Genomic DNA, 17,969 nt, shown 5'->3' on the forward strand with positions numbered 1-17,969 from the left:
CCCCGCCCCTTCTCACCGGTACTCCGAAAGCCTGCGGCCGATCCCCGCGAGCGCGCCCGCCGCGCCGAGCACCGCGAGGGCGGCGGCGCCGACGGGCAGCCCGGTCATGGCGTCCCGCCCGCGCGCGGCGGCCCGCTGGAACTCGGCCTGCTCATGGCCTATCGCGCGGGCCAGGTCGCTGTCGACCCCGTCGAAGCACTCGCCGGTGGTGCCCCTGGCTCCGATCACCTTGTCCAGCGCCTGCTGGTAGTCGCCGTTCTCGTCCTCGGTGCGGGCCGCGGTGTGCCGCTGCTTCCACAGCGCCGTGCCGGCCTCGGCGGCCTTGACGGGGGCGGTGCCGCCGGAGTCGTCGGCGAGCCGCTCCGCCCGGCCCAGTCCCCTGCCGAGCGCGGTCATGTCCTTGTCGAAGTCGTAGTAGTACGTGTCGTACTGCTTGCCGTCGATCGTGAGGGTCTCGGCGCCGCGCGCCACCAGGCTCAGGTTCTCGTTGCCCCGCGCCTTCAGGGAGGCGATGCGGGCGTCGTGCAGGACGGTCAGGGAGCGGATGCCGTGGTCGTACGAGCCGGTCAGCTCGGAGCGGGCGACGGTGTGGCCGGCGGTGAGCCACAGCAGGGCGACGACGGTGGCACAACTCGCGGTCAGCATGCCTCGGTTGAGGACGCGATTGGTGCGCCGGTAGTCGCGGCGCTGGGCCCAGCCGAGCCCGGCCAGGGTGAGCACGCCGAGCGCGATGGCCGTCCGGGGGTACGGCGTCGCGTCCCCGTAGTCGGCGTCCAGACGCGCGTTCTCCCTGGTGTACAGGTCTTCGGCGGCCGGGAGCATCTGCGTCTGCATCTTCTCGTTGGCGTACCGCAGATACGCGCCGCCGACCGGGTAGCCCTGCCGGTTGTAGGTGCGGGCCCGCTCGACGAGGCCCTTGTACTCGGGCAGCAGCCGGTTCAGCCGGGCGACGGTGGCCTCGGAGGCGCTGCCCGGCTCGGCGTTGGCGGCGGCGGTGACCAGGCCGGAGGCGGCGGCGCTGATGTCCTTCTCGTACCGGTCGCGGGTGGCCGCCGGTTCCTGGCCGCCCGCCAGGAAGCCGCTGGAGGCCGCGGTGTTGGCGTCCGCCAGTGAGCGGTAGATGTCGGCGGCGCCGGAGCTGAGGGGCTGGCTGCGGTGCAGGATGTCGTCCGCCGCGGCGGCGCGCTCGCTGCTCTGCCAGGCGGTGGCCGCGCCGAACGCCACGACCAGCAGGGCGAGTACGGCCCCGATGACGCGCAGCCGGCCCGGTTCGGTGGCCGCGGCGGCCCGCAGCTTCCCGGCGCCCTCGGCGAAGGCGGTCCGCCGGGAGTGCGGCTCCCGGTGCTGCTGCGGTGCGCGGGACGGCGCCGGGGACGGCCGGCCGGACTGGGCGGGGATGCCGGGGGCGGCGGGCACCGCGGGGCCGGCGGCCGGCGGTGCTGCGCTCTGCGGCGGGTGTGTCACTCGACCTCCCCCATGGTCATCCGTACGCAGCCAAGTATCGCCGCACGGACCGACATTCCGCACCGGCCTTCACTGGATCTTGTACGGGCCCCAGCGTGCGCTGCCGTTATACACGCCGGGACCAGGTGTTCGGTTCCTCGGGGCGGGGTGTGCGCCGGACCGCGCCACACCCCGAGGAAACCGTTTCTCCACAGGGGAGTTCAGGGCGCCTCCCAGTACCTCCGCGCCCGCTCCTGCGCCTGTGCCGACGACCCGAGCCGGTCGAGCCCGAGGAGGGCGGCGCCGAGCACCGGGCGTGCGGTGACGACGTGCACGGCGGCCTTGGGGGCGCGGGCCGCCAGCCGGGCCCGGACGCCGTCGTCGAGCTGGGCGTGCCCGGCGGTCAGCACGCTGCCGCCGAGCAGCACCGGCGCCGGTTCGTCCAGCAGTTCCAGGCGGGCGAGGGCGACCGTGGCCAGCACCGTCACCTCGTCCGCGAGCCGGTCCACGAGCGCGCGGGCCACCGGGTCGCCGCCGGCCGCCGTGGCGAACAGCACCGGCGCCAGCTCGCCCCGCCGCTCGGGCGCCAGGTGCTCCAGGTGCAGGGCCTCGATCAGCGCGTACATGGAGGGCAGCCCGAAGTGGGTGGGCAGATCGCGGGCCAGCGCGGTCGCCTCGCCCCGGCCGTCCTCCGCCCGCGCCGCCCACCACAGCGCCTCCTCCGCGAGGCCCCAGCCGCCGCCCCAGTCACCGGAGATGCGGCCGATGGCCGGGAAGCGGGCGGTACGGCCGTCGGGCCGCATCCCGACGCAGTTGATGCCCGCCCCGCAGACCACCGCCACACCCCGCGGCTCGGCGACGCCCGCGCGCAGGATCGCGAAGGTGTCGTTGCGCACCTCCACCGCGCCGCCCCAGCCCCGCGCGTGCAGCGCGGTCGCCAACCGCTCCTCCTCCACGGGCAGATCGGCGTTGGCCAGACACGCGGACACATGGGTGACGCGGTCCAGGCCCGCCTTCGCCAGCGCCCGCGCCACCGGTTCGGCGAGCGCGTCGAAGGCCGCCGCCACCCCCACCGCCGGGGGCCGGAAACCGCCGCCGCGCGCCGTGCCCAGCACCTCGCCCGCGGCGCTGACCACGGCCACGTCGGTCTTGCTGTTGCCCGCGTCGATGGCGAGCACGCTCGCGGTGTCGGTCGAGGTCAGGCCCACGCGAGGTGCTCCCGGTTGTGTGCGATCAGTCGGTCGGTCAGGGTCTCGGCACGGTCGTACTGACCGATCAGCGGGTGCGCGAGCAGGGCGCGGAAGACCCGGTCCCGGCCGCCGCGCAGCGCCGCCTGAAGGGCCAGCTCCTCGTACGCCGTCACGTTCGCGATCAGCCCCGCGTACAGCGGGTCCACCTCCGGCACCGGCAGCGGCGCGGGACCGGTCGGGCCGACCGCCGCCTGCACCTCGATCACCGCGTCGTCGGAGAGGAACGGCAGTGTGCCCTTGTTCAGCGTGTTCACCACCTGGTACGGGCTGCCGCCGCCGCCGAGCAGCGCCGCCGCCAGGTCCACCGCGGCCTCCGAGTAGTACGCGCCGCCCCGCCGGGCGAGCAGCGCCGGCTTCTCGTCCAGGGCCGGGTCGCCGTACATCGCCAGCAGTTCCCGTTCCATCCGCGCCACTTCCTCGGCCCGCGAGGGCTTGGTGCGCAGTTCGCGGACGACCTCGTCGTGGGCGTAGAAGTAGCGCAGGTAGTACGAGGGGACGACGCCGAGGCGGTCGAGGAGGGCGCGCGGCAGGCGCAGGTCGTCGGCGATGGCGTCGCCGTGCTCGGCGAGCAGCCGGGGCAGCACGTTCTCGCCCTCGGGCCCGCCGAGCCGCACCGCGGTCTCCCAGGTGAGGTGGTTGAGCCCCACATGCGCGAGGTGCACGTCCTGCGGGGTCACCCCGAGGCGGTCGGCGAACTTGCGCTGGAGCCCGATCGCCACGTTGCACAGGCCGACGGCGCGGTGCCCGGCGTGCAGCAGGGCGCGCGTGACGATGCCGACCGGGTTGGTGAAGTCGATGATCCAGGCGCGCGGATTGGTGCGGCGGACCCGCTCGGCGATGTCGAGCACGACCGGCACGGTGCGCAGCGCCTTGGCGAGGCCGCCGGCGCCGGTGGTCTCCTGGCCGACGCAGCCGCACTCCAGCGGCCACGTCTCGTCCTGCTGCCGGGCCGCCTGCCCGCCGACGCGGAGCTGCAGCAGCACGGCGTCGGCGCCCTCGACGCCCGCGTCCAGGTCGGCGGTGGTGACGATCCGCCCGCCGTGCCCCTGCCTGGCGAAGATCCGCCGGGCCAGCCCGCCCACCAGCTCCAGGCGTTCGGCGTCCGGGTCCACCAGGACCAGTTCCGCGACGGGCAGGGTGTCCCTGAGCCGGGCGAAGCCGTCGATCAGTTCGGGGGTGTAGGTCGAGCCGCCGCCGACCACGGTGAGTTTCATACAGAGGTCAACCCTTCACTCCGGTGAGCGTGACGCCTTCGACGAATGCCTTCTGGGCGAAGAAGAACACGATGATCACGGGGGCCATCACCAGGACCGTCGCGGCCATGGTGAGGTTCCAGTCGGTGTGGTGCGCGCCCTTGAAGGACTCCAGGCCGTAACTCAGCGTCCAGGCACCGGGGTTCTCGGAGGCGTAGATCTGGGGGCCGAAGTAGTCGTTCCAGGCGCCGAAGAACTGGAAGAGGGCCACGGCGGCGATGCCGGGCCTGGCCATCGGCAGCACCACCCGGACGAGGGTGCGCAGTTCGCCGCAGCCGTCCACCCTGGCGGCGTCGACGTACTCGTCCGGGATCGTCGTCAGGAACTGGCGCAGCAGGAAGATGGAGAACGCGTCGCCGAACGCCATCGGGATGATCAGCGGCCACAGCGTCCCGGACAGGCCCAGCTGTTTCGCCCAGAAGAGGTACATCGGGATGACGACGACCTGCGGGGGCAGCATCATCATCGAGATCACCAGCATCAGGGCGAGATTGCGGCCCCGGAAGCGGAACTTGGCGAGCGCGTAGGCCACGGGGATCGAGGACACCACGGTCAGCACGGTGCCGAGGCCGGCGTAGACCAGCGTGTTGCGCCACCAGGTGAGGAAGCCGGGCGTGTCGAAGACCGTGCGGTAGTTGCCCCATTGCCAGGTGTGCGGGATCAGGTCGCGGCTCAGTGCCTGGCTGTCGCTCATCAGCGAGGTCAGCAGCACGAACACGAAGGGCAGGACGAAGAAGAGGGCGGCGGCGACGCCGAGGGAGTGCACGGCGATCCAGTGGAGCAGCTCCTTGCGGCGGGCGGTCCGCCGCGCGGGCGCGGACGCCGGTGCCGACCGGGTGGGCGGGGCGAGCACATGGGTCATGGTCAGTCACCTGCCTGGATCAGGCCGCCCCGGCGCCGCATCAGAAGCGCGGTGAACGCCGTGGACAGGGCGAAGAGTACGAGGGCGACGACGCACGCGGAGCCGTAGTCGAAGCGCTGGAAGCCGAGGTTGTAGACGAGCTGGGGCAGGGTGAGCGTGGACTTGTCGGGGTAGCCGGGCTCGAACTGCGCGCCGGCACCCTGGATCACCCCGGAGGCGACCTTCCCCGCGACCAGCGGCTCCGTGTAGTACTGCATGGCCTGGATCACGCCGGTGACGACGGCGAACATCACGATGGGGGAGATGTTCGGCAGCGTCACGTACCGGAACCGCTGCCAGGCGCCGGCGCCGTCCAGCTCGGCCGCCTCGTACTGCTCCTTGGGCACGTCGAGCAGCGCGGCCATGAAGATCACCATCAGATCGCCGATGCCCCACAGCGCGAGCAGGGTCAGCGCCGGCTTGGACCAGTCGGGGTCGCCGAACCAGCCCGGCGCCGGCATCCCGGCCTTCTCCAGGAGGGAGTCGACCGGCCCGGTGCCGGGGTTGAGGAGGAAGGCGAAGGCCATGGTGGCGGCGACCGGCGGGGCGAGGTAGGGCAGGTAGAACAGGGTGCGGAAGACACCCGTACCCGTCTTGATCTTCGTGATGAGCATCCCGATGCCGAGTCCGAAGGCGACGCGCAGGGTCACCATCACCAGGACCAGCCACAGGGTGTTGCGCAGCGCGGGCCAGAACAGCGGGTAGTGCTCGAAGACGTAGGCCCAGTTCTTCCCGCCGCTCCAGGCGGGCGGCCGGAAGCCGTCGTAGTGCATGAGGGAGAAGTAGACCGTGGAGATCAGCGGGTAGGCGAAGAACACCGCGAAGCCGATCAGCCAGGGCGACAGGAAGGCGAGCGTCCGCAGGGCCGACCGGCGGCGCTTGGCGGCGAGAGTGAGCGTGCTCATCGGCTACTTCGCCTGCGCGATGTCCGTGTCGATCTGCGCGGCGGCCTTCTTCAGGCCGGCCGTCAGGTCCGTGACCCTGCCGCTTTCGTAGTCGTAGCCCAACTGCTGGAGCGTCACCAGGTACTGGCCGCCGTTGAGGGAGGCGGGCGTGGTGGTGGAGTCGGGGTCGGCGGCGATGTCCAGGAAGGTCTTGAAGCGCGGATCGTACGTCAGCTTCGGGGACTTGAGGGCGGCGAGGGTGGACGGCACGTTGTGGATGTCGTTGGCGAAGCCGACCACGGCGTCCGTGTCCGTGCTGATGTACTTGACGAACTCCCAGGCGGCGTTCTGCTTGCGGCTGGTGGCGGCGATGCCGGTGATGGTGCCGGTGAGGTAGCCCTTGCCGTACTGGTTACGCTGATCGTCCGGTACGGGCAGCGGCGCGACGCCTATCGCGAACTTCGGCTTGGCCTGCTCGGCCATCCCGAGCCGCCACTCGCCGTCCAGCTGCATCGCCACCTGCCCGGTGTGGAAGGGGTGTCGGGCGCCCCACTCGTCGCCGAGGGTGGCGCGGAACCGCTCCAGCCGCCGGAATCCGCCGAGTTCGTCCACGAGCCGCTTCTGGAGCGCGTAACCCTCCCTGAACGCGGGGTCTTCGGCGACGTTCGACTTCCCGTCCCTGGTGAAGTACGTCGGCGAGAACTGGCCGAAGTAGTGTTCGGTGGTGGTCTCCCAGCCGTGGTAGTCGGGCATGAACCCGAGCTGCTTGTACGAGTCCCCGTCCGGGATGGTCAGCTTCCTGGCGTCGGCCTCGAACTCGCTCCAGGTCCTCGGGGGCCGCCCGATCCCGGCCTTCGCGAACGCCGTCTTGTTGTAGTACAGCCCGTACGCGTCCCCGAGCAGCGGCACGGTGCAGCGGTCGCCGTCGAACTGGGTGTACTCGTTCATCGCCTTCGGGAAGGTCCGCGCGGGATCGATGCCCGCCTTCTTCAGGAAGGGGGCGAGGTCGACGAGCGCGCCCGAGGAGCAGAACTTGCCCACGTTGTTCGTGGTGAAGGAGGAGACCACGTCGGGGGCGTCGCCGCCGCCCGCGCGCAGCGCCTGGTTGATCTTGTCGTCGGTCATGTTGCCGACGATGTGCACATGGATGTTGGGGTGCGCCCTCTCGAAGCCGGCGACCAGCGATCCGACCGCCGCGACCTCGTTCGGCGCGCTCCAGGCGTGCCAGAAGTTGATCGTCGTGTCCTTGGTGGGGTCGTCCGTGGCACCCGCGCCGGACTGCCCGGTGCAGCCGGCGGCCAGCAGCACGGCGGAGGCGGCGAGGGCGAGGGCGGCGGTGCGGGTGGCTCTGGTGACTCCGGGTGCTGCGGTGGGCATGGCGAGATCTCCCAGGACGGTCGGGTCGGAGTGGGGAGGGCGCGGTGCGGGCGGTACTCGGGGGCGCGGCGGGTGTTCCGGGGCCCCGGCGTGTTCTGCGGGCCGGGGCGCGGGCTCAGAGGCCGGTCAGCGGGAGGTGTCGAAGACCTCGTCGCGGGTGGTGGCGAGCGCGGCCTCCAACGCGCCGCGCAGGACCGGGCGTTCGCGGATGTCACCGAGGACGAGTCGGGGCCGGGCCGCCGCCAGCTCCTCCAGCTCGGCCTGGATCAGGGCGCGCAGCACCTCGCCGCCGGCGGTGAGGGCGGAGCCGCTGAGGACGACGAGTTCCGGGTCGAGGACGGAGACGAGGGCGGCGAGACCGGTGGCGAGGCGGGTCGCGTACGCCTGGAGCAGCTCCCGGTGCGGGCCGCCCGTGTGGTCGGCGGCGCGCGCCAGCAGCTCGCGCGCCGCCTCGGTGTACGGCCCCGGCGGCACGTCCGGGACGCCGAGTGCACGGGCCAGCTTCGGCAGCTCCTGCGCGCCGGCCAGCTCCTGGTAGCCGCCGCTGTTGGCGCGGGTCACCTGGCGCACCAGGGGCGTGCCCGGCACCGGCAGGAACCCGACCTCGCCGGCGCCGCCGGTCCAGCCGCGGTGCAGCCGGCCGCCGAGGACGAGGGCGGCGCCGAGGCCCTCCTCGTTCCACAGCAGCACGAAGTCGCCGTGGCCGCGGGCGGCGCCGAGGCGCTGTTCGGCGAGGGCGACGAGGTTGACGTCGTTCTCGTACTCCACCGGCATCGGCAGCGCGGCGGCCAGCTCGTCGAGCAGCGTGGGGGAGTGCCAGCCGGGCAGGTGCGAGGCGTAGCGCAGCCGGCCGGTGTTCGGGTCGAAGGCGCCGGGGGTGCCGATGACGACCCGGTGCAGCTCGCCGCGTGCGAGTCCGGCGGCCTTCACCGCGCCGTCGAGGGCGTCGGTGACCTGCCGTACGACGGGCTGTGCGGGCCTTCTGCCGGGGGTGGGCAGCTCGTACTCGCCGACCGTGCGGCCGGTGATGTCGGCGACGGCGGCGCGGATGCGGTCGGGGGCGACGTCGAGGCCGGCGGCGTAGGCGGCACCGGGGTCGACGGCGTAGAGCTGGGCGCTGGGCCCCGGCCGCCCCTCGCTGGTCCCGGTGACCCGGACCAGCCCCGCGGCCTCCAGACGGGCCAGCAGCTGGGAGGCGGTGGGCTTGGACAGCCCCGTCAGATTCCCGATCCGGGTACGGGACAGCGGGCCGTGCTCCAGCAGCAGATCCAGCGCGGCACGGTCGTTCATCGCACGCAGCACGCGCGGAGTCCCCGGCGTACCGGCCGCTCCTGCCATGGTTCCCGCACCCGCCTCACTGTTAGGAAACTTTCCTATTGTGCCCGAACGTAAGCCCGCCGGGGAGCGGGCGTCAATACACGGGAGCCGGGCGGAACGGAGTCGTTATCCCGTGGCGCGCGGGGATGCCGGCCGGGCTGGTGCCGGGAGTGCGCCGGGCCGCTCCGCTACTTCTTCGGCGGGGCCGTCCGCTGGGTCGTGAGCGGGGTCGCGGCCATCGACTGCGGGGAGTCGGCGTTGGAGAAGGCGGAGGGGGCGGCCACCGCGGCCGACGGATCGGGGGTGTCCTCCGCGTCCTCGACCGCCGTCGCGCCCCCCACGATCCGGATGTGGGCTTCGTCGAACGCGCGCTTGATGCGCCAGCGCAGCTCACGCTCGACGGCGACGGACTTGCCCGGCATCGTCTTGGCGGAGACCCGGACCACCATGGAGTCGATGAGCACGGAGTCCAGGCCGAGGACCTCGATCGGGCCCCACAGCAGCTCGTTCCAGGGTTCCTCCTTGCTCGCCTTCTCGGCGACCTCGTCCAGCGTCGCCTTGACCTTGTCCAGGTCCTCGCTCGCCCGCACGGTCACATCGACGCCGGCCGTCGCCCAGCCCTGGGACAGGTTGCCGATCCGCTTGACCTCGCCGTTGCGGACGTACCAGATCTCGCCCTCGGCACCGCGCAGCTTCGTCACCCGCAGACCGACCTCGATCACCTCGCCGGTGGCCACGCCCGCGTCGATCACGTCGCCGACGCCGTACTGGTCCTCCAGGATCATGAACACGCCGGACAGGAAGTCCGTGACCAGGTTCCGCGCGCCGAAACCGATCGCGACACCGGCGACACCGGCGGACGCCAGCAGCGGCGCCAGGTTGATCTTGAAGGTGGACAGCACCATCAGCGCCGCCGTACCGAGGATCAGGAAGCTCGCCACCGAGCGCAGCACGGACCCGATCGCCGCCGACCGCTGCCGCCGCCGCTCGGCGTTGACCAGCAGCCCGCCGAGCGCGGTGCCGTCCACGGCCTGCGCGGTGCGGGCCATCCGCTCTATCAGCTTGGTGATCGCCCGCCGCACGACTGAGCGCAGCGCGACCGCCACCACGATGATCAGCAGGATCTGCAACCCCATGGCGAGCCACGTCGACCAGTTCTGCTCGACCCAGCTCGCCGCGTTCGTCGCGCTCTCCTGCGCGTCCTGGAGCGTCGGCACCGCGGGCGCCGTACCGGACGGCGAGGGCGACGGGGCCGAGGACGGGGAGGCCCCGGCGGCCAGCAGGACCACGGGCAAGGACGACACGGCAGGTACCTCCAGGTGCTGCACGGTCCGTACCGGTGGGGCGGGCAGGGTCTGCGAAGGTCACGAAAAGATCACCGGACGGCCAGCACCACCACACTAACGGGGCATTGTGAGTGCCTTGTGCGGTTCCGCCAAGGAGGGGCGCAGGAGAGACACGGCTCACCCTGGCTTGAACAGGCCCTGATCCCGGGGATGTATCACCTGTGGTCGAAAACACTCCCAGCCCGTTACCGGGACATGGTGGCGCCACCACCAGGCATGAGGGGAGACTGGCCGCAGATCGTCCCGGCGCGAGCCACGCGCCGCCGACGCCCAAGGAGGCACCCGTGCCGCATGTCCTGGTCCTCAACGCGTCGTACGAGCCGCTCGGCGTCGTACCGCTCCGCCGCGCGCTCATCCTCGTCCTGGAGAACAAGGCCGTCTCCCTCGAGGAATCCGGCGCCTTTATGCACAGCGCGACCGTCACAGTCCCCGCACCCAGCGTGGTCCGGCTCAAGCGATTCGTCCGGGTCCCCTACCGAGGGCCCGTCCCGCTCACCCGCCGTGCGCTGTTCGCACGGGACGGGGGCCGGTGCATGTACTGCGGTGGCGTCGCAACCAGCGTCGACCACGTCATCCCGCGCAGCCGCGGGGGCAAGCACGTCTGGGACAACGTGGTGGCGTCCTGCCGCCGCTGCAACCACGTGAAGGCCGACCGCCACCTCGTCGAACTGGGCTGGCGCCTGCGCCACAAACCGGCCCCGCCCACCGGTCTGGCCTGGCGCATCATCGGCACCGGCCACAGGGACCCGCGCTGGCTGCCCTACCTGCAGCCGTACGGCGCGGACGACGCCATGGCCCGGATCGACGGCATCTCCGCCTGACGCTCCGGGCTCCCGCGTCCCGGCCCCGCCCCTCGGGAGGCGGGGCGCCCCGTCGCGCGCCGTTACGGCTCCTCGGTCCCGGATTCACCGGCGCCCATGAAGCTGGAGATCCTCGCCCGGCTCACCGCGTTCTTCGTGCCGGTGCGACCTCCGGGGCCAGAGTGGTCAGCCGGGCACCCGTGGTGGTCATCCAGCGCAGGTCGGCGTCGAGGTGGTTCAGGGCGTAATCCGCACAGAGCACGGTCGCCAGGTCGGCGGCCGGATCCGCCTTCACCGCCGTCAGCTCCCGGATCCGCGCCTTGTGGGCGGCCTGCTGGGCGCGCAGGTAGGCGGCCGGGTCGCCGCCGGCCAGGAGGGAGGCCACGAGCTTGGCGAAGATCTCGTTCGCCACGAACGGCGCGGGCGGGGCGATCTCACCGGCCCAGCGGGCCAGTTCCCGTGCGCCCGCGGCCGTCGAGCGGTACAGCGTGCGCTCGGGACCGCCGTCCGCGTCCGTCCCCTCGATCTCCGCCAGACCGTCCCTGACCAGGCGTCGCAGCGTCGTGTAGACCTGCCCGTAGGCCAGTGGGCGGGCCCCCGGAAAGCGTTCGTCGTGGCGGCGTTTGAGGTCGTAGCCATGGCTCGGCCCCGCCTCCAGCAGGCCCAGGAGGATGTGCCGGGGGCTCATGGTGATCAGTATTCATCAGATACATGTACTGAGTGAATAGTGAGTGCGGCGGCGCTCACGGGGTAGGGCTGCGATGACCCCCCGAAGACCGGACAGACGACCCCGAAGACCCAGACAAGGGAGGCCCCCGTGGCCGCACCGGCCCGCACCCCGATCCCGGCCCAGTGGAAACACGGCCGGACCGGCACCCCGCGCAAACCCCTGGCGGAGACGTCCGCCGAGACCATCGAGTCGATCGAGTCCACCGAGACCGGCGAGATCCGGCTGTACGCGTTCAACGCGGAGGCCGCCGCCACCACCGCACCGCTCACCAGCGAGCCCCCGCTGCCCGCCGCCGAGCCCCTGACCAGCGAGCCCCCGCTCCCCGACACCAGCACCCTGACCAGCGAGTCGGACGCCTACGCGGCGGGGTCGTAGATGAGCGGGGCGCGCACGGACGAGCTCTCCCGGCTCGCCGAGCTGCACGGAATCGCCGTCTCCTACAGCCCCGCCCCCGACCGTACGGTCACCGTCCCCGCCTCCGCCGTCACCGCCGCGCTGCACGCCCTCGGCGTCGACGCCGCCACCCCCGAAGCGGTCCGCGCCGCGCTCGCCGACCGGGAACGCGCGCTGCGTGAACGCCTGCTGCCGCCGACCGTCGTCCACTGGGCCGGCGACAGCCACGACCCCGCCGCCCTCACCGCCCTGCCGCCCGGCACCCGCGTGCGCGTCGAGACGGAGCAGGGGGAGGAGCGGGAAGCGGACGTGCCGGGGCCGCACGGGGACGAGGGGCGCGGCCAGGAGTCGTACCCCGCGAGCGCGGCCCTCGTCGCCGGGCTCCCGCTCGGCGTCCACCGGATCACCGCCCTCGCCCCCGACGGCCGCACCGGCCACGCCCACCTCGTCGTCGCCCCCGACCGGCTGCCCGCGCCGCCCGGACGCTCCTACGGACTCCTCGTCCAGCTGTACTCGCTGCTCTCCCGCCGCTCCTGGGGCATGGGCGACCTCGGGGACCTCGCCGAGCTGGCGGGCTGGGCCGGAAGGGTCGCCGGGGCCGGGTTCGTGCAGGTCAACCCGCTGCACTCGGCGGTGCCCGGCGCGCCCACCGATCCCTCGCCGTACCGGCCGTCCTCCCGGCGCTTCCCCGACCCCGTGCACCTGCGCGTCGAGGACGTCCCCGAGTACGCGTACGCCGAGGACCGCGAGCGGCTCGCCGGGCTCCTGGAACGCGCCGCCCGGCTGCGCGCCGCCGTGCTCGACAAGGGCGCCCTCATCGACCGCGACGCGGTGTGGGAACTCAAGCGCGAGGCACTGGAGACGGTCCTCGCCGTCCCCCTCGGCCCCGGCCGGCAGGCCGCCTACGACGCCTTCCGCGCCGCCCACGGCCAGGCCCTCGACGACCACGCCACCTACTGCGCCCTCGCCGAGTCGTACGGCCCCGACTGGACCACCTGGCCCGGCGGCCTGCGCGACCCCCGCTCCGAGGAGACCGCCCGCGCCCGCGCCGAACACGCCGGCCGCGTCGCGTTCCACACCCGTCTCGCCTGGCTCACCGACGGGCAGCTGCGGGCCGCGCAGCGCGCCGCGCGGGAGGCCGGGATGCCGGTCGGGATCGTGCACGACCTCGCCGTCGGTGTGCATCCCACCGGCGCCGACGCCTGGGCCCAGCAGGACGTCTTCGCCGCCGGTATGACCGTCGGCGCGCCCCCGGACGCCTTCAACGCGCGCGGTCAGGACTGGGGCCTGCCGCCCTGGCGCCCCGACCGCCTCGCCGCCTGCGGCTACGCCCCCTACCGCGACCTCCTGCGCGCCCTGTTCCGCTACGCGGGCGCCCTGCGCATCGACCACGTCATGGGCCTGTTCCGGCTCTGGTGGGTCCCCGAGGGCAGCCCGCCGACCGAGGGCACGTACGTCCATTACGACGCCGAGGCCATGCTCGCCGTCCTCGCGCTGGAGGCCGGGCGCGCCGGGGCCCTCGTCATCGGCGAGGACCTCGGCACGGTCGCCCCCGGCGTCCGCGAGACCCTCCAGCGGCGCGGGGTCCTCGGCACCTCCGTGCTCTGGTTCGAACGCGACTGGACCGGCGACGGCCGCCCGCTGCCCCCCGAGCGCTGGCGCGCCGACTGCCTCGCCACCGCCACCACCCACGACCTGCCGCCCACCGCCGCCCGCCTCACCGGCGACCACGTCGAGCTGCGCGACCGGCTCGGGCTGCTCACCCGGCCCGCCGCCGAGGAACGCGCCGAGGCCGTCGCCGACGCCGCCGAATGGCTCGCCCTGCTGGGCAGCCTCGGGCTGGTGGACAGTACGGCGACCGGGCCGCCCGGCACCGACGAGGAGGCGGAGGTGCGCGCCGTCCACCGGTTCCTGCTGCGCACCCCGGCCCGGCTGATCGGGGTCTGGCTCCCGGACGGGGTGGGCGACCGCCGCCCGCAGAATCTGCCGGGCACCTGGGACGAATACCCCAACTGGCGGTTGCCGGTCGCGGACCGCTCGGGTCGGGCGGTGCCGCTGGAGGAATTGACGGCCGCTCCGCGCCTGCGCGCGCTCCTGGAGGTGTTCGCCCAGCTCAGGGGAGGGTGAGGGGCCGCTACGGTACCCCGCGCGCGCGTGCTTCCGGGTGATTCGCTAACTTGAGATCGTGGACAAGAAGAACGCCCTGCGCGCCGGCACCCTGGGCGCCGGTACGACGCTGATGATGCTGCTCATGTCGTCCCCTGCGCTCGCGCTGATCCGCGACGACGGCGACGACCCCGGTCCGGGCCTCAGCGTCGCCCAGACGCTGGGTCTGTACGTCCTGCTCCCGCTGGTCATCTTCGGGATCATCGCCGGTCTGGTGATGGTGCTGGACAAGTCCCGCCCCAAGGGCAAGACCACCTCGTCCAACATCAACGTCAAGCCCGACGCCCAGGCCAAGGCCTGATCGCCGGAACAGCGGTTTCCACGCCGGGGGCGTCTGACCTCCCGTCGCTACGTGCGCGCCACGTACACGGGCGAGGTCGGCGCCCCCGGCGTTTTCCGTGCGGGTGCGGCTCACGGGTGCGGCGCGGTGAGGTACCGCTGCACGGTCGGGGCCAGCCACACCACCAGCTCCTCCCTGGTCAGTGCCTGTGCGGCCGGCATGTGGAGGATGTAGCGGGTCAGGGCGAGGCCGAGGAGCTGGGCGGCGCACAGGGCCGCGCGCGCCGGGACCTGCTCGGGGTCGGGGCACACCTGCCGGGCCACGGGCAGCAGCTGCTCCCGGAAGATGTCCCGTATCCGCTCCGCCCCGGCCTGATCGGCGACGCCGACCCGGAGCACGGCCCGCAGCTGATCGTTCCCCTCCCACAAGTCCAGGAAGTGCCCCACGAGGGCCCGGCCGACCTCGTCGCGGGGCACCGGTGTCAGGTCGGGGAAGCGTAGATCGACCTCGATGGCGGCGGCGAACAGGGCGTCCTTGCTGCCGAAGTAGCGCATCACCATCGACGGGTCGATCCGCGCGTCCTTGGCGATGGCGCGGATGGTGGCCCGGTCGTAGCCGTCGGCGGCGAAGCGTTCGCGGGCGGCGGTGAGGATAGCGGCGCGGGTGGTGTCCGAGCGGCGGGGCGCGGGGGCGGACGGGGACGCGGGTGGCGGCGGGGATTTCTCGGTCACGTCACCGAGCGTAGGCCCACGCTCGTAGGCCAACAAGCGTTGACCCGTCGCTCCGGCACGCACTACCGTTGTCAACGAACGTTGGCCAACAAGTGTTGACCAACGGGTGTTGGCGCCCCTAGGAGGCCACCATGACCGGCACCGTGGACACCCCCGTCCCCCCTGTCCTCCGCGCCCCCGCGCAAGTGATCGTCGTCGGCTCCGGCCCCACCGGTCTCCTCCTCGCCGGCGATCTCGCCACCGCCGGCATCCCGGTCACCGTGCTGGAGAAGCGCCCCCGGAAGATCAACAACCTCTCGCGCGCCTTCGTCCTGCACGCCCGTACCCTCGAACAGCTCGACGCCCGCGGACTCGCCGACGAGCTGGAGGCCACCGGCCGCACCCTCGACCGGCTCCGCCTCTTCGGCCGCCTCAGCATCGACCTCGCCGACCTCCCCTCCCGCTTCAACCACCTCCTCGTCATCCCGCAGTACGAGGTCGAGAAGGCGCTGACGCGGCGGGCCGCAGAGGCGGGGGCGGAGTTCCGGTACGACACCGAGATGACCGGGCTCGTCCAGGACGCGGACGGGGTGACGGTCGAAACGCGTGGCCCGCATGGCCGTACGGACACCCTGCGGGCCGCGTACGTCGTCGGCGCGGACGGCATGCGCAGCGCGGTGCGCGGCGCGGCCGGGCTGCCGTTTCCGGGGAAGTCGGTGATCAGGTCCGTCGTGCTGGCCGACGTGAAGCTGGCCGAGCAGCCGGAGGGGCTGCTCACGGTCAACGCGGTGGGCGACGCGTTCGCGTTCCTCGCGCCGTTCGGGGACGGGTACCACCGGGTGATCGGCTGGCACCGGGGCCGCGACGTGCCCGAGACCGAGCCGCTGGACCTGGCCGAGGTCAAGGAGATCACCCGGCTCGCGCTCGGCCGTGACTACGGGATGCACGACGCCCATTGGATGTCCCGCTTCCACAGCGACGAGCGGCAGGCACCGGCGTACCGGGCCGGGCGGGTGTTCCTCGCCGGGGACGCGGCGCATGTGCACACCCCGGCCGGCGGGCAGGGCATGAACACCGGACTCCAGGACGCGGCCAACCTCGGCTGGAAGCTGGCCGCGGTGCTCGTCGGGCACGCGGACCCGGCCCTGCTCGACACCTACCAGGCCGAACGGCACCCCGTCGGCACGTCGGTGCTGCGCAGCAGCGGCGGGATCGTGCGGCTGGCCATGGCCAAGCATCCCTGGAGCCGGGCCGCCCGCGGCGCGCTCACCGGGCTCCTGAACACCGTCGGCCCCCTCCGCCGCAAGGCCACCGCCCAGATCACCGGCATCGGCTACCGCTATCCCGCGCCCCGCGGCGCCCACCCGCTCACCGGCACCCGCGTCCCCGACCTCCGTCTCGCCGACGGCATCCGTCTCTACGAGGCCCTGCGCGCCGGCCGGTTCGTCCTGGTGACCCCGGCCGACCAGCCCCCGGCCGCGCCCCGCCCCGACCGCCTGACCACGGCCCACTGGTCGAGCCCACGCCGCACCACCCTCCTGATCCGCCCCGACGGCTACGCGGCCTGGGCCACGGACACACCTCCGGCCCCGGCCACCCTCGAAGCCACCCTGACCGCCTACTTGGGCCCCCCGACCCTGACGCAGGCTGCCCGAACCCGCTGATCCTCCGGGGCTCTCGCGAGTTAACCCCCGGCGGGTCGTTCCCCGCCCGCAGAGCCGCCCGCCCTCTGCGGGCGGCCTCGCGATCGACGCGCTTTCCACCGCGACGAGCGGGGTCAATCTGCGGTGAACTCGTATTGCAACTCGTAAAGATGACCGGCCTTGACCATGACGGTGGCTTCGAGGGGGTGATCGCCGTCGCCGTAGACCACGCGCAGGGTCCGGAGGATGGGGAGGTCGCTGGGCAGACGCAGCGCCTGGTACTGCTCCTGCGTGGGGACCCTCGCGGAGACGCGGTCCACGCTTCGACGCGGTGGGAAGCCGAGTTCCGCGAGCAGGGTGGGCGTACCGCCCCTGATCTTCCGCCTTTCCACGAGGGCGGTTCCCCGGGCGATGGCCAGGGGGTAGTAGGACTTGACCAGCTCGACGGGTTCGCCATCGAGGGAGAGGACCTGGTGCCGTAGCAAGGCCGTCCCGTCAGCGGCGATACCCAGGGCCGCCGAGACATCCGCGGGAGGACGCGCCTCGGCTACGTCGAGCAGGGTGCTGTGAGCCTGAGAGCCCGGTTTTGGGGTCTCCGTCAGCCAGCGGTACGGCTTGCCGTGCTCGGCCGGAGCCATGGTGGCGGCCGGCCGGATGGTCCGCTGGCGGTGTTCGCGGACCGTGACCGCCGCACCGGCACGCCCGACCACGAGCCGCTCGTCCTTGAGAAGTTGGACGGCCTTCTGGATGGTGGCATTCGAGGCGTCGAAACGGGCCTTGAGCTGGACGGTCGAGGGCAGGCTCGCGCCTGGCGCCAAATCGCCGCTCATGATCTCGTCGCGGAGGTCGGCGGCGATCCGCTCGTGCAAGGATCGCCGGTCGTCGGCGCTGGGGCTGATGTCGGTGGTGGGCACGGTCATCCGATCCGCATCTCGTAGCGCAGTCGCTGCCGGTGAGCCGGCATGACCATCAGGTCGACCTGGATGGGCCGGTCGTCGCCGTCGAAGGTGACCCTGTTCAGTTCGAGGACCGGCTCGTCCGGTGGGAGGCGCAGGGTGTCGCGCTCCTCTGGGGCGGGCAGGCGGGCGGTCACGTCCTCCCGGACGCGCGCGCCGACGTGACCGAGCCCGGCGAGAAGGGTCACGGCTCCGCCGCGGATCTTTCCGGTCCCGGCGAGAGGAGTGCCCCGCGCGATGTCGGCGGGGTAGTAGGTGTCCGTCAACTCGCATGGTTCACCGTCCAGTTCGATGACCCGGCGCCGTACGACGACGACCTCTCCGGCGGCCACCCCGAGCAGGGCGGCGACCTCCCGGGGAGCGGGCACCTCCCCGGCCCGCACGATCCGCTGACTTCCCTTGCCCCCGCGCGCCGCGGCCTCGGCCGCCCACGCATCGGACTGCCCCCGCTCCCGTGGTGTCAGGTACGGCATCGAGCTACTGACCCACGTGCTGCTGCTCAAGGTGTCCTCCTGTCGCA

At 72.9% G+C, this 17,969-nt stretch carries 17 protein-coding genes; 5 read left to right on the plus strand and 12 right to left on the minus strand.

Annotation, left to right across the window (positions count from 1 at the left end):
• Window positions 1-12: 12 nt before the first annotated feature.
• The 8 genes from ACZ7EC_RS05955 to ACZ7EC_RS05990 form a co-directional block, all read right to left on the minus strand.
• Window positions 13-1,464, minus strand: coding sequence for a hypothetical protein (locus tag ACZ7EC_RS05955; protein WP_471058586.1), 1,452 nt, complete (start codon window positions 1,462-1,464; stop codon window positions 13-15).
• Between the two features lie 200 nt (window positions 1,465-1,664).
• Window positions 1,665-2,651 (minus strand): N-acetylglucosamine kinase, encoded by a 987-nt coding sequence (locus ACZ7EC_RS05960; RefSeq protein WP_471058589.1) that lies wholly within the window; start codon window positions 2,649-2,651, stop codon window positions 1,665-1,667.
• Window positions 2,642-3,907: a 6-phospho-beta-glucosidase gene (locus tag ACZ7EC_RS05965; protein WP_471058592.1), complete on the minus strand. Its 1,266-nt coding sequence runs from the start codon at window positions 3,905-3,907 to the stop codon at window positions 2,642-2,644. Before ACZ7EC_RS05965 ends, ACZ7EC_RS05960 begins: the two co-directional genes overlap by 10 nt.
• Before the next feature lie 7 nt (window positions 3,908-3,914).
• Window positions 3,915-4,808 (minus strand): carbohydrate ABC transporter permease, encoded by an 894-nt coding sequence (locus ACZ7EC_RS05970; RefSeq protein ID WP_471058595.1) that lies wholly within the window; start codon window positions 4,806-4,808, stop codon window positions 3,915-3,917.
• Window positions 4,809-4,810: 2 nt separating this feature from the next.
• Entirely contained in the window at window positions 4,811-5,752 is a 942-nt protein-coding gene (locus ACZ7EC_RS05975; protein WP_471058598.1) for a carbohydrate ABC transporter permease, read from the minus strand.
• A gap of 3 nt (window positions 5,753-5,755) precedes the next feature.
• Window positions 5,756-7,108 (minus strand): ABC transporter substrate-binding protein, encoded by a 1,353-nt coding sequence (locus ACZ7EC_RS05980; protein ID WP_471058601.1) that lies wholly within the window; start codon window positions 7,106-7,108, stop codon window positions 5,756-5,758.
• A 126-nt stretch (window positions 7,109-7,234) separates the two neighbouring features.
• Entirely contained in the window at window positions 7,235-8,446 is a 1,212-nt protein-coding gene (locus ACZ7EC_RS05985; protein WP_471058604.1) for an ROK family transcriptional regulator, read from the minus strand.
• A 167-nt stretch (window positions 8,447-8,613) separates the two neighbouring features.
• Entirely contained in the window at window positions 8,614-9,729 is a 1,116-nt protein-coding gene (locus tag ACZ7EC_RS05990; RefSeq protein ID WP_471058607.1) for a mechanosensitive ion channel family protein, read from the minus strand.
• Between the two features lie 326 nt (window positions 9,730-10,055).
• Here ACZ7EC_RS05990 and ACZ7EC_RS05995 point away from each other — a divergent pair, with 326 nt between their 5' ends.
• Window positions 10,056-10,592, plus strand: coding sequence for an HNH endonuclease (locus ACZ7EC_RS05995; protein ID WP_365578184.1), 537 nt, complete (start codon window positions 10,056-10,058; stop codon window positions 10,590-10,592).
• Window positions 10,593-10,713: 121 nt separating this feature from the next.
• Here the strand turns inward: ACZ7EC_RS05995 and ACZ7EC_RS06000 are convergent, their stop codons facing one another.
• The gene (locus ACZ7EC_RS06000) at window positions 10,714-11,259 is read right to left on the minus strand and encodes a PadR family transcriptional regulator (protein WP_471058610.1); all 546 of its coding nucleotides are present in this window, start codon (window positions 11,257-11,259) and stop codon (window positions 10,714-10,716) included.
• A 129-nt stretch (window positions 11,260-11,388) separates the two neighbouring features.
• Between ACZ7EC_RS06000 and ACZ7EC_RS06005 the strand changes: the two genes are divergently transcribed.
• Genes ACZ7EC_RS06005 through ACZ7EC_RS06015 form a run of 3 tightly spaced genes read left to right on the plus strand, consistent with a single transcriptional unit; the run spans window position 11,389 to window position 14,161 of the window.
• Complete coding sequence (locus ACZ7EC_RS06005; protein WP_471058613.1) at window positions 11,389-11,676, plus strand: hypothetical protein; 288 nt, start codon at window positions 11,389-11,391, stop codon at window positions 11,674-11,676.
• The gene (malQ, locus tag ACZ7EC_RS06010) at window positions 11,677-13,821 is read left to right on the plus strand and encodes a 4-alpha-glucanotransferase (protein ID WP_471058616.1); all 2,145 of its coding nucleotides are present in this window, start codon (window positions 11,677-11,679) and stop codon (window positions 13,819-13,821) included.
• Between the two features lie 58 nt (window positions 13,822-13,879).
• Window positions 13,880-14,161 (plus strand): hypothetical protein, encoded by a 282-nt coding sequence (locus ACZ7EC_RS06015; protein ID WP_471058619.1) that lies wholly within the window; start codon window positions 13,880-13,882, stop codon window positions 14,159-14,161.
• A gap of 110 nt (window positions 14,162-14,271) precedes the next feature.
• Here ACZ7EC_RS06015 and ACZ7EC_RS06020 read toward each other — a convergent pair whose 3' ends face one another.
• Window positions 14,272-14,871, minus strand: coding sequence for a TetR/AcrR family transcriptional regulator (locus ACZ7EC_RS06020; RefSeq protein WP_471058621.1), 600 nt, complete (start codon window positions 14,869-14,871; stop codon window positions 14,272-14,274).
• 131 nt (window positions 14,872-15,002) lie between these two features.
• Here ACZ7EC_RS06020 and ACZ7EC_RS06025 point away from each other — a divergent pair, with 131 nt between their 5' ends.
• On the plus strand, window positions 15,003-16,514 hold the full coding sequence (locus tag ACZ7EC_RS06025) for an FAD-dependent monooxygenase (protein ID WP_471058623.1): 1,512 nt from the start codon (window positions 15,003-15,005) through the stop codon (window positions 16,512-16,514).
• 113 nt (window positions 16,515-16,627) lie between these two features.
• Here ACZ7EC_RS06025 and ACZ7EC_RS06030 read toward each other — a convergent pair whose 3' ends face one another.
• A complete protein-coding gene (locus ACZ7EC_RS06030) occupies window positions 16,628-17,413 on the minus strand; it encodes a GntR family transcriptional regulator (protein ID WP_471058625.1) in 786 nt (261 codons plus the stop codon).
• Window positions 17,410-17,952, minus strand: coding sequence for a UTRA domain-containing protein (locus tag ACZ7EC_RS06035; RefSeq protein WP_471058627.1), 543 nt, complete (start codon window positions 17,950-17,952; stop codon window positions 17,410-17,412). Before ACZ7EC_RS06035 ends, ACZ7EC_RS06030 begins: the two co-directional genes overlap by 4 nt.
• Between the last annotated feature and the right edge of the window lie 17 nt (window positions 17,953-17,969).

This window comes from Streptomyces sp. NPDC037203 (assembly GCF_055605065.1).